Consider the following 11,853-nt stretch of genomic DNA (forward strand, 5'->3'; position numbering starts at 1 on the left):
GCCCCACCATTACGCCGCCGCCTCGACCGCGGGGTGCGGGCGAGGCGGCGGCGCGGGCTTCCCGGGTGAACGGCGACCGCCGGTCGGTCAGCGGCGCAGGCCGGCGCGGACCACCAGCGCGTCGTGGTCGGTGTAGGTGGTCGGCTCGATCTCCAGCACCGGGGCGGCGAGGTCGCCGTAGGCGTGCTGGATGCCGGGAGCCTGGGCGGCCGACGCGTCGGTCAGGGTCCAGTGGCCGGTCGGCGCGCACGAGGCACGGCGGTTGACGTCGCCCGCGAAGATCGTCGGACGGCCGCGCGAGGCCAGGATCGCGGTCAGTTCGGCGCACTGGGTCGCGTTGGCGGTGCCCGGCGCCTCGCCGCCGGTGGACAGGTGGGTGGTGCACACGTCCACCCGGCGGGCGGTCGTCACGCAGAGCCAGCGCCGCTCCTCCACGCCGCTGAAGACGGAGAACGGCGCGTCCTCGGCGGCGCGGATCGCCTCCTTGGTCAGCACGGCGTTGCCGAACACGCCCCGCCCCTCCGGTGACTTGCAGGCCAACGGTGCGCCGCGGTAGATCACGGTGGCGAAGCGGTGGTGGTAGCCGGTGCGGGCGGCGATCTCGGCCACGTCGCCGCTGCACGCCTCGTTCAGGGTGACCGCGTTGACGTCGTTGGCCTCGATGCGGGCGACCACCTCGTCCACGATCTTCGGGTACTCGGTCCCGGCGTAGCAGCCGGCGTAGCCGCTGGCGCAGACGTTCATGTGCAGCAACGAGTACGGCGGGCGCGCGGGCGACCGGGTCTCCGCGGACCCGGCGGCCGCGGCGGCCGGGGACAGCAGGAAGGCGACGAGCAGGCAGCCGAGCAGTGCCGTGAGCGGGCGCGCGGCGGAACGTTGGATCATGGGGCGATTGTGCTCATCGGGTTCCCGAACCCGAAGGTCCGCCGGCAAGTGTTCACCGTCCCGACGCCCTGGTGAACCGCGGCCGGGCGTCGGGTGCACGGCCGGGTCCCGGGCCTCCCCGGCGGCTTCGTCGCGCTACTCGCGGAACAGCCGGTGACCGGGTCGGGCGAGTTCGTTGCCGCTGCCCTCGGTCACCCACCTGAGGGTGGCCGCGTCCTCCGCGTTCTTGCCGAAGTCGTGGTTGCCGGCGATGATCCCGTCGATCGGCCCGAGCACCTCGTCGCACTCCGGATAACCCTTGGCGTACATGGTCCACACCAGCACGGCCGCGAGTCCGGGGTTCGGCTTGTCGCGTTCCGCGGCGCCGGTCTCGACGTCACCCTTCACCTCTTCGCGGTAGATGCTGCCGCAGTCGCCGACCTCCAGGACCCGCTGGCCGGGCGGCACGTTCGCCTTCCGGAACGCCGCCAGCGCGTGCTCGGTGTCGCCCCAGAACCCGACGCCCTCCAGCGGGACGCCGTTCTCGTCCTTCGCGGAGATGTCCGGGGCCAGGTTGCGGTACCCGGGTCCGCGCAGGGTTTCCTTGTTCTTGTCGTAGTCCTTGCTCGTCAGGTCGTAGAGGACCTGCACGCCGGCGTTGGTGAGGGTCTTCGCCTGGCGGGCCAGGCCGCGGGTGGAGCACGGCGCCTCGGCCTTGCGGCACTTGTCCGGGGTCTTGATGTCCAGCCACACCAGCAGCGGTCTCGTGGCCGGGTCGAGCGCGACGATCTCCTCGAACATCCGGGCGACGGCCCGCTCCCTGGTCGAGCCCTTGCAGTCGTGGTCGAAGTACCACGCCGGCCGGTCGCGGCGCTCCCAGTTGGCGCAGATGTCGATCTCCACGCCGTTCGCGCCGGCCGCGACGGCGCGGTGCAGCGCGGCCGGGCTGTTCACCCCGTGCGCGATGGCGTAGACCGGCCTCTTGGCGGCCGTGTCGTCCGCTTCGCCCGCGGGCGCGGTGAGCAGCCCGGAGACGAGCGTGCCGACGACCACGAGCGCGATCCTGCCGAGCATCCTTGACCTCCTGGAGGGAACACCGCGTCGAGGATGGCAGCACGGTCGGGCCGCCCGGCAAGGGTCGGCGGGCAAGGCCACCCGGCCGGGGAGTACGGGCCCGATTCATCCGATCGGGAGCCGAGCACGGCGCCGCGGCGGCCCGCACGGCGGCCTGCGGCCCGTTCCCGCACCGCAGCGGGCCCGCGAGGACAACCTGCGCGAATACCCGCCCGAACCCGGGTGAAACACCCCGGTCGTCACCGCGCCGCCCCGATCCGGTGACCGGGTCGCCGCCCCGGGAGACCCGTGCCACGGTGAAGGGGCAGCGCCGTCGCACGTCCCCCCGCCCGCCGGCCGCGCGTCTTCCCCGGAGCGGCGAAGGCGAAGCCACTCCCGGAAGGGCAGCAGATGACCACTGTGGATGGACGCGCCGACGCCGCCGAGCCCTCCGACCCTCCCCCGCCGATCAACCGCACGCGGCCCGCTCCGGGCGTCCTGGTGCTGGGTGTCGCCGGTCCCGTGCGGACACCGCTGGTCGAGGCCGCCCGGCGGTGCCTGGGCGAGTCGCCCGGCGTGCTGGTCCTCGACCTGTCCCGCGCGACCGCGTGCGACGGCCGGGGAGCCGCGGTGGTGACCGCCGTCCGCGCCGAGGCGCGGGCGCGCGGGGTGCCGGTCGAGCTGGTGATCTCGACCTACGACGTCGCCCGGGCGGTGCACTTCGCCGACCCGGACGCGTTGCTGGGCGCGTGGCCGTCGCTGGAGCCCGTGCTGACCGCCCTCTGCCCGCCCGACCGCGCGGGCCCGGACCGACCAGACCACACGCACGGAGGAATTCGATGACCACCGGCTTCAACCCGCTGGAGCACCGCGGCATCCCCCTGGACCGGCAGGTCCGGAGCTGGCGCGAGCTGAACGTGGACCCGATCGACCCCGACCACAGCGACCCCTACACCCGGTGCCGGATCATCACCATGAACGGCATCGAGGTCGAGGCGCTGCTGTTCAGCCACCAGTTCGCCCGCAACTGCCTCGACATGGACGTCAAACGCCGCCTGGCGGAGGTGCGCTACCTCGAACAACAGCAGCAGAAGGCGGTGAACTGGCTGCTGCCCGGCGTGTCCTCGGCGCTGGAGACCACGATCGCGTACGAGCAGGTCGCCGTCGACCTCACCGCGTGGGTGGCGCGCATGGAGCCCGACCCGTACCTCACGCAGGCGTACCAGTTCGGCGTGCTGGAGGACTTCGACCACCTCTACCGCTACGCCAACCTCTACGAGATGATCCAGCGGCGCAAGGCCGAGCGCATCGTGGACGACCTCACCGAGGTCATCCCCGGCCGGCCCACCAAGTACCACCACCGCCACCCGGCGGACAACGTGCGCGAGCCCTACGACCGCTCCACCGCGGCCCCGATCTCCAAGCTGCACGCGTTGACCATCATGTCCGCCGAGCAGCAGACGATGAACTTCTACCTCAACGTCGGGCCGGAGTACATGGAGCCCATCGCGCGGCAGCTCTACCAGGAGATCGCGCTGATCGAGGAAGAGCACGTGACGCACTACGAGTCGCTCGTGGACCCGGGCGAGACGTGGTGGGAGCGGCTGGTCAACCACGAGTACAACGAGTGCTACCTCTACTACTCGTTCATGCAGACCGAGTCCGACCGCCGGATCAAGGCGATCTGGGAGCTGCACCTGAACATGGAGCTGGAGCACCTGCACGCGGCGTGCGACCTGATGCGCGCCTACGACGACCGCGAGCCGGAAGAGGTCCTCGCGCCCGAGCTGCCCGATCCGGTGACGTTCGAGCCGAACAAGGAGTACCTGCGCGAGCTGCTGGACACGCAGATCGACCTGACCACGTTGGGCACCGGTTACGTCCAGGAGGCGCACGAGCGGTTCGAGGCCATGCAGGAGGCGCTGATGGGCGGCGAGGCGCCGCCCAGCGAACGCGTCATCGACCTGCACCGCGAGGACTTCGGCACCGACTACCGGCACTCGACCAACGGCGAGCACCCGGTGGCCTCGCTGCGGCAGCAGCCCACCACGAGCTGACGGAGGCACGATGACCACCACGTCCCGCCCGGAGACCGGACACGACGCCGACGTCGTGGAACTGCTGATCGGGCAGCACATGGAGATACGGGACCTGTTCGGCGAGGTCCAGACGTCCACCGGCGGGCAGCGGGCGGACGCCTTCGCCCGGCTCGTGCGGCTGCTCGCCGTGCACGAGACCGCCGAGGAGATCGTCGTCCACCCGGCGGCGCGGCGCAGCGTCGACGGCGGAGCCGCCATCGTGGAGGACCGGCTCGCCGAGGAGCAGCACGCCAAGGAGCAGTTGGCCCACCTGGAGTCGATCGGCACGGAGGACGCGCGGTTCCTCGACGGGTTGGCCCGGCTGCGCGACGCGGTGCTGCGGCACGCGCACCACGAGGAGGCCTACGAGTTCCGCTACCTGCGCCAGCACCACGACCTCGACCAGCTGCGCCGCATGGCCGAGCGGGTCCGGGCCGCCGAGAGCATGGCGCCGACGCACCCGCACCCGAGCACCCAGTCCGCCACCGCGAACGTGGTGGCGGGGCCGGCCGTCGCCCTGTTCGACCGGGTGAAGGACGCGGTGCGCGGGGCGCTGTCCGACGACGGGAAGTGAATCGGCGCGCCCCGGCTCAGCGCCCGTCGTCGCGCCACCGGTGGACGCCCGCGCCCTGCGCGTAGGACAGGTGACCACCGAGCGCGCCGCCGGCGCTGAGCACCACCAGGCCGGCCAGCCGCCACACGCGGGCGGCCCGGTCGCCGCACCGGGTCGAGGCGAGGAAGCAGCCGACGGCGAGCAGGTTGCCGACGGCGTGCAGCGCGCCGACCCGCCGCTGGGCGAGGTCGAGGCGGGAGAAGTCCGCCAGGCCCGCGACCGCGGTGGGCGGGGTCGCCGCCAGCCCGATCGCCACCAGCCGCCGTGCGTCGGCGGGCCGGCCGAAGCCGACGTCGAGCACGGCGGCGCACACCCACGCGCCGATCGGCACGGTCACCAGCAGCGGGTGCACGGGGTGGCCGAGCCAGGCGCCGCGCAGGAACCGGTCCGCCCGGCCCCGCCCCAGCGCCTTGCGCACCACCCGCGCGACCGCGCCGGCGGGCGCGTCAAGGGCGTCGACCGACTCGGCCGCGTGCAATGTCCGACGTATGACCATGCGCGTCGAGTACCCGGCGGGGCCACCGCGAACCTCCCGCCGGGGGTGACGCGCCGGATCAGGTCCACGGGCCCCAACGGGTGTCGTGAGGGCCTGCCGGATCACGCCGGGAACTCCCTGGCGGACGTCGCGGTGGCGCGCCGGATCACGCCGGCACGCCCCTGGCGGACGTCACGGTGGCGCGCCGAATCACGCCGGCACGCCACTGGCGGAACGTCGCGGTGGCGCGCCGGATCAGGCTGACGAGCCCTCGGCGGGTGTCGCGGTGAACGCGGCGGCCCCGGCGCGGACCCGGAACGGCTCCAGGTCGGCGCGCTGGCGCGCGGCCCGGTCGATCAGGTGGTCGAAGTCGATGTCGGGCAGGCGCGAACCCAGGCCCGCCAGGTCGCGCAGGGTCGTCCAGAGCTGCTTCTTGCCGTCGATGCCCATGGTGAGGATCTCCAGCTCCTCGAACCGGCTCAACGGCGAGTACGACAGCAGCCGCCCGTTGCGCTTGAGCCGGCCGAGGCGTTCGGCGACGAACGCCGACCCCGTCTTGACCGGGTCCGGTCGCACCCCGACCCGCTTCATGATCACCCGGAACGTCTCGACGTCCTCGGCGATGGCCGTCGCGACCCCGGCCAGCACCTCGCCGAGCTGGGTGCCGCGGTTGTTGCGGTGCGCCCGGCGCGCCAGCTCGCGCCACACCACGCCCATCGCGAGCTGGTCCTTGAGGTAGATGCCCAGGAAGTCGTCCACCACCACGAGGTACCCCCGCGCCGGGTCCTCTACCATCGGGGTTCACCCGTGGTGGTGTCCCGGTCGGCGGGCGCGCCGCGGTGACCACGTGGACCGCGCCCAGGCCGGAGATCCACAGGTCCACGCCGCCCCGGCTTCCGACCACCACCGCACGCGGGGATCGCGGTGTGGTCGGCGAACGGCACCCGCACGTACTCGGCGTGGCTGCCCTTGAACCCGCCCATCGCGTGCGAGTAGCCGAAGATCCCGCCGGGGTCCGCGCCCCACAGCGCCTGCGTGATGCCCGGGTTGGTGTTGGTGTTGGTGTTGTCGCACAGCGACCACAGGTCGTTCTTGCAGTACCAGCACGAGCGTGCGGGAGGCGAAGTCGCTGATCGAGACCGGGTCGGTGCTGCGCCCGGACACGCCCGGGGCCGGCGGGGCGCGTGGTGCGGATGCTGACCAGGCGGGCGGCCGGGGAGGGCAGGCTGTGAAGGCGCTGTGCCGGGAGGGCGTGAACGACTTGGAGGTCCGGCAGAATGCCACCCGCAGGTCCTCGCGCGACACGTCGCCGGCGGGGCGCGCCGGCAGTTCCGTGCCCTTGTCACCCGCCGCCGGCCGCACGGTGACCTCCACGTCGCCGCGCAGCCGCGCCAGCGGCTCCGGCAGGTCCCGCACCCGCTCCGGCGGGCAGCAGACCGTCACCGCGAGCGAGTGCGCGTCCCGCCCGGCCGCCTTGCGCCCGGCCACGACCCGCCGGCCGATCACCGCCGCCGCGCCCACCGCGGTCAGCACGGCCGCCTTGCCCGATGTCCTCATGCCCATCCCTCCTTCGAACCCGGCGGCTACCCCGTACCGGGCCGCGCAACCGCCGGCGGGGACGTCGTCACCGGGGGAGCGGCGCGGGCGAGGTCGACGCCGCTGGGCCGAACGGGTGGCCGACACCCCGGGACGTGTGGGTCGCTCGACCGTGGGCAGCCGGTCGCGGCCCCGGTCACCAAGGGCCTGACCCTGCGCGCGGCGCAACAGCACGGGCAGCGCTACATCCCGATGCTGCTGGACCGCATCGCCGCCGGCGAGATCACCACGGCCCACCTGGCGACCCACGTGATGCCGCTCGACGACGCGCCGCGCGGGTACGAGCTGCTCAAGACCAAGGAGGACGGGTGCACGCGCGCGGTGTTCCGCCCCTGAACCCGGTCGGCCCGGGGTCGGCACACCTCCACACCGCGTCGTCGTGACGTGCGCGCCGCAGTCCCCGGGACCGCGTCCGATCCTTTGTGGACGGACGGCGTCACGGTCCGCGCCTCACTGTTCGCCAACGGGTCGTCACGCACCGCCACGGGCGAGGCGGCCGGCGGCCGGGCCGCCCTCCCCCGCCTCTCTCGAACGTGCGGGGCGACCACCCTGCCGTTACGATCATGTGGCCCGTCCCGCGGTCCCGGTCGGAGCCCGTGACCCACTCCTCCGCCGGGCCGTCGATCCGCACGCGGTTTCGCGCAGACCATCGCCTTCGGCGGGGCGGCACCGGGTGGTTGCCGAGTGATGGGACGTTCGTGGCGCGTTTCGACGAGGGCGGGGAGAACGTGTTCTCCGCCGACGAGGAAGTCGGCCCCCAACTGGCCTCGGTGGACTGGGCGGCCACCCCGCTCGGACCGCCGGACGGCTGGCCCCAGAGCCTGCGGACCGCGGTCAGCATCCTGCTGTCGTCCCGGTTCTCCATGTGGATGGCCTGGGGTCCCGAGCTGACCTTCTTCTGCAACGACGCCTACCGGCGCGACACGCTGGGCCGCAAGTACCCGTGGGCGCTGGGCCGGCCCGCGAGCGAGGTGTGGGCGGAGATCTGGGGCGACATCGGCCCGCGCATCGACACCGTGCTGACCACCGGGAAGGCGACCTGGGACGAGGCGCTGCTGCTGTTCCTGGAGCGCTCCGGCTACAGCGAGGAGACCTACCACACCTTCTCCTACAGCCCGCTGCGCGACGACTCCGACGCGGTCGTGGGCATGCTGTGCGTGGTCAGCGAGGTCACCGAGCGCGTCATCGGCGAGCGCCGGATGGCGACGCTGCGGGACCTGGGCTCGGACCCCAGCGTGGTGCGCACCGAGGAGGAGACGCTCGCGTTCTCCCACCGCCAACTGGAGCGCAACGCCCGTGACCTGCCGTTCACGCTGACCTACCTGTTCGGCGACGACGGCGTCGCGCGGCTGGTGGGCACGACCGGCATCACCGCCGACCACCCTGCGGCCCCGGCCGACCTGTCCGCCGACGACCCGGACCCGGTGTGGCCGGTGGCCGCGCCGGCCGGCGGCGCGGCCGCGCTGGTGGAGCTGGAGGGCGAGCCGTTCGTCGACCTGCCGACCGGCGCCTGGCCGGCCCCGCCCACCCGGGCGCTGGTGGCGCCGATGCAGCAGCAGGGCGGCACGCCCTACGGGTTCGTGGTGGTCGGGCTCAACCGCTACCGGCAGGTGGACGAGGGCTACCGCGGTTTCCTCGACCTGGTCGCGGGCCACGTGGCGGCCGGGATCGCCAGTGCCCGCAGCTACCAGGCGCAGCAGCGGCGCGCCGAGGAGCTGGCCGAGCTGGACCGCGCCAAGACGGCGTTCTTCTCCAACATCAGCCACGAGTTCCGCACACCCCTCACCCTGATCACGGGTCCGCTGGAGGAGCTGCTGGACCGGTTCGCCGACGACGAGCCGGCCAAGGTCGAGCTGGAGGCCGTGCACCGCAACAGCCTGCGGCTGGGCAAGCTGGTCAACACGCTGCTGGACTTCTCCCGCCTCGAGGCCGGGCGGATGCGCGCCCGCTACGAACCCCTCGACCTCGCGGTGTTCACCGCCGAGCTGGCCAGCGTCTTCCGCTCCGCGATCGAACGCGCGGGCCTGCGCTTCGAGGTGGACTGCCCCGTGCCGGGCGAGGTCGTGCACGTGGACCGGTCGATGTGGGAGAAGGTGGTCCTCAACCTGCTCAGCAACGCGCTGAAGTTCACCTTCGACGGCTCGATCCGGGTCGCGGTGCGCGGCGACGGCGACCACGCGGTGGTCACCGTCGCGGACACCGGCGTCGGAGTGGCCCCCGACGAGCTGCCCCGGCTGTTCGAGCGGTTCCACCGCATCGACAACGTGCGCGCCCGCTCCAACGAGGGCAGCGGCATCGGCCTGGCGCTGGTGCGGGAGCTGGTCGGCCTGCACGGCGGCGCGATCACCGCCGAGAGCACCCCCGGCCGGGGCACCGCGTTCACCATCCGCCTGCCCCTGGGCGCCGACCACCTGCCGGCCGACGCGCTGGTGGCCCCCGGTGACGCGGGGGTCGGGGGCTCCGCCGCCGACCCGTTCGTGCAGGAGGCGCTGCGGTGGCTGCCCGCCGAGCAGACCGCCGCGGACGACGTCGGCTTCGACGGCTCCCTGGTCGGCACGCCGGCGGCCACCCCGGCCGCGGACGGCGGGCGGCCTCCCGGCCGGGTCCTGGTCGCCGACGACAACGCCGACATGCGCGACTACCTGCGCCGACTGCTGCAACCGCACTACCTCGTGACCGCCGTGGGCGACGGGCGGACCGCGCTCGACGCGGTGCGCGCCGCACCGCCGGACCTCGTGGTCAGCGACGTGATGATGCCCGGCTTGGACGGGCTCGAACTGGTCGCCGCGCTGCGCGCCGACCCGCGCACCGCGTCGGTGCCCGTGCTGCTCCTGTCCGCCCGCGCCGGGCAGGAGGCGGCCATCGAGGGCCTGCAGGCCGGCGCCGACGACTACCTGTTCAAGCCGTTCTCCGCGGCGGAGCTGCTGGCCCGGGTCCGGGCCAACGTCGAGTTGGCGCGGATGCGCAACCACCACCTCGCGTGGCGCACCGCGTTGATCGACTCGCTGCAGGAGGGGTTCTTCGTCTGCGACGAGCAGGGCGCCGTCGTGGAGGTCAACGCGGCGTTCGCCGACCTGCTCGGGTACGGGCCCGAGGGCCTGCCCTACGCCGCGCGCCACCCCTGGTGGCCCGACGAGCGGACCGACCCCGAGGCGCACCGGCAGGCCGGCGAGGTCTTCGCCCGCCTCGTGGAGCGCGGCACCGGCACGGGGATCGTGCCCGTGACGCACCGCGACGGCCGCCGGCTCTGGGTCGCCGCCTCCTTCAACCGCGTCGCCGACCCCGACGGCGGACGGCACGTGACCGTCGGCACGATCCGCGACGTCACCGCCGAGCACCACGCCGTGCAGCGCAGCACCGCGCTGGCGGCGGTGAACCTGCGGCTCTCCCGCGCCGAGGACACGCCCGACGCGCTGCGCGGCGTGCTGGAGGAGCTGCGGTCGCTGTGGCACGCGCGCCGCGTCCTGGCGGCGACGTTCGAGCGGGGCGACGAACCCGACCTGGTGTCCGTGGGCGAGCCCGCCACGTGGGCGGAGCTGCCCGAAGACCTGCGGGACTCGCTCCTCGCCCGCCGCGCGGGCGCGTTGCTGACCCCGGTCGCGGACGGCCCGACCGCCATGTCGATCACCCTGGAGCACCCCTCGGGGGTGCTGGTGCTGCGCGTCGACCTCGAAGGGCGTCGCGTGCTGTCGGCCGAGGACCAGACGCTGCTTGCCCTGCTGGCCGGGCACCTCGGCCAGGGGCTGCACCGCATGCGCCAGATCGACCAGCAGCGCGAGACCGCGTTGACCCTGCAACGCGCGATGCTGGGCCCGGCCCGGCTGCCGGAGGGCTTCGCCGTGCGCTACGAACCCGCGACCCGGCCGCTGAAGGTCGGCGGCGACTGGTACGACACGTTCGAGCTGCCGGACGGGCGCACCGCGATCGTCGTCGGGGACTGCGTCGGGCACGGCCTGCAGGCCGCCGCGGTGATGGGGCAGTTGCGCAGCGCGTGCCGGGCCCTGCTGCTGCACGACCCCAGCCCCGCGCGGACCCTGAACGCGTTGGACCGGTTCGGGGCGACGTTGTCCGGGGCCATGTGCACCACGGTGCTCTGCGCCGTGCTCGACACCGTCACCGGCGACCTGGTCTACTCCAGCGCCGGCCACCCGCCGGGCATCATGGTCAACCCCGACGGCACCACCGGCCTGCTGGACCAGGGCCGGGGGTTGCCGCTGGCCGTGCGCCCCGACCGCCCGCGCCCCGAGGCGACCGTGGTCGTGAACGCCCGCGCCACGCTGCTGCTCTACACCGACGGCCTGGTCGAACGCCGCCGTCGCCCCCTGGACGAGGGGATCGCGGCGGTGTCCGTCGCGGTGCGGGCCGCCCCCGACGTCCCGGTGGACGACCTGGCGACCCGGATCATGACCGACCTGGCGCCCGAGTCGGGGTACGACGACGACGTCGCGCTGCTCGTCTACCGCCACCCCGCCCCGCTGGAGATCGCGTTCCCGGCCCAGGCGTCGGAACTCGCCCCGGTGCGCGACAGCCTGCGGGCGTGGCTGCGCAGTTGCGACGTCACCGCCCAGCAGACGTTGAACATCCTGGTCGCCGCGGGCGAGGCCTGCACCAACGCCATCGAGCACGGGCACCGCGACCGGCTCGGCGGCGCGATCCGCCTCCGCGCGTCCGCGTTCCCCGACCAGGTGCGGCTGATCGTGACCGACAGCGGGACCTGGCGGACGCCCGACCCGGTGGTCGAGGCCCACCGGGGCCGGGGCCTGCAGGTCATGCGCGGCCTGGTCGACGACGTCACCGTCCTGTCCGGTGCCGGGGGCACCACCGTCGAGATGCACGCGAGGATCAGCCAGTGACCACCGAACTCTCCCTCACCACCACGACCCGGGCCGACGGCACGCGCGTCCTGGTCGCCGCCGGCGAGATCGACCTCAGCAACAACGACGCGTTCGGCGCCGCCGTCGCCGAAGGCATCGCCGAGGCGGGCTCCTTGGTCGTGGACCTGACCGCCGTGCAGTACCTGGACAGCAGCGCGCTGCACTCGCTGTTCACCCACGCCGACGGGATCACGGTGGTCGCCGGCCCGATGCTGATGCCGGTGCTCACCGTCTCCGGCCTGACGCAGTTGACCACCGTGGAAGAGGTGTCGTCCCAGCCGGGTCAGACCCCGGTGTAGG

General features: G+C 73.7%; 10 protein-coding genes. 6 read left to right on the forward strand and 4 right to left on the reverse strand.

Annotated elements, in window-relative coordinates; translation table 11 throughout:
* Positions 1–87: 87 nt before the first annotated feature.
* Positions 88–885 (reverse strand): endonuclease/exonuclease/phosphatase family protein, encoded by a 798-nt coding sequence (locus tag ACWEFJ_RS27460; protein WP_449715463.1) that lies wholly within the window; start codon positions 883–885, stop codon positions 88–90.
* A 135-nt stretch (positions 886–1,020) separates the two neighbouring features.
* A complete protein-coding gene (locus ACWEFJ_RS27465; protein ID WP_449715464.1) occupies positions 1,021–1,938 on the reverse strand; it encodes a hypothetical protein in 918 nt (305 codons plus the stop codon).
* A gap of 390 nt (positions 1,939–2,328) precedes the next feature.
* On the opposite strand from ACWEFJ_RS27465, the gene ACWEFJ_RS27470 reads away from it, so the two are divergent.
* From ACWEFJ_RS27470 to ACWEFJ_RS27480, 3 genes are read left to right on the forward strand one after another with little or no spacing between them, the layout of a single operon-like run.
* Positions 2,329–2,760 carry an STAS domain-containing protein gene (locus ACWEFJ_RS27470; RefSeq protein ID WP_378091763.1) on the forward strand — a complete coding sequence of 144 codons (432 nt, stop codon included), beginning with the start codon at positions 2,329–2,331 and terminating at the stop codon, positions 2,758–2,760.
* Positions 2,757–3,974, forward strand: a complete 1,218-nt coding sequence (locus ACWEFJ_RS27475; RefSeq protein WP_449715465.1) for a hypothetical protein — start codon at positions 2,757–2,759, stop codon at positions 3,972–3,974. Before ACWEFJ_RS27470 ends, ACWEFJ_RS27475 begins: the two co-directional genes overlap by 4 nt.
* A 10-nt stretch (positions 3,975–3,984) precedes the next feature.
* Positions 3,985–4,569 (forward strand): hemerythrin domain-containing protein, encoded by a 585-nt coding sequence (locus tag ACWEFJ_RS27480; protein ID WP_378091767.1) that lies wholly within the window; start codon positions 3,985–3,987, stop codon positions 4,567–4,569.
* Positions 4,570–4,585: 16 nt separating this feature from the next.
* Here ACWEFJ_RS27480 and ACWEFJ_RS27485 read toward each other — a convergent pair whose 3' ends face one another.
* Together ACWEFJ_RS27485 and ACWEFJ_RS27490 are read right to left on the reverse strand one after the other, a co-directional pair.
* Positions 4,586–5,104, reverse strand: coding sequence for a DUF2231 domain-containing protein (locus tag ACWEFJ_RS27485; RefSeq protein ID WP_449715466.1), 519 nt, complete (start codon positions 5,102–5,104; stop codon positions 4,586–4,588).
* 234 nt (positions 5,105–5,338) lie between these two features.
* Complete coding sequence (locus ACWEFJ_RS27490; RefSeq protein WP_449715467.1) at positions 5,339–5,878, reverse strand: hypothetical protein; 540 nt, start codon at positions 5,876–5,878, stop codon at positions 5,339–5,341.
* A gap of 993 nt (positions 5,879–6,871) precedes the next feature.
* Here ACWEFJ_RS27490 and ACWEFJ_RS27495 point away from each other — a divergent pair.
* The 3 genes from ACWEFJ_RS27495 to ACWEFJ_RS27505 all read left to right on the forward strand — a co-directional run bounded on the left by ACWEFJ_RS27495 (position 6,872) and on the right by ACWEFJ_RS27505 (position 11,852).
* Entirely contained in the window at positions 6,872–7,015 is a 144-nt protein-coding gene (locus ACWEFJ_RS27495; RefSeq protein ID WP_449715468.1) for a hypothetical protein, read from the forward strand.
* Positions 7,016–7,377: 362 nt separating this feature from the next.
* Positions 7,378–11,532, forward strand: coding sequence for a SpoIIE family protein phosphatase (locus ACWEFJ_RS27500; RefSeq protein WP_449715469.1), 4,155 nt, complete (start codon positions 7,378–7,380; stop codon positions 11,530–11,532).
* Positions 11,529–11,852: an STAS domain-containing protein gene (locus tag ACWEFJ_RS27505; protein WP_378091779.1), complete on the forward strand. Its 324-nt coding sequence runs from the start codon at positions 11,529–11,531 to the stop codon at positions 11,850–11,852. Before ACWEFJ_RS27500 ends, ACWEFJ_RS27505 begins: the two co-directional genes overlap by 4 nt.
* Position 11,853: the final 1 nt, after the last annotated feature.

The organism is Actinosynnema sp. NPDC004786 (assembly GCF_053601135.1).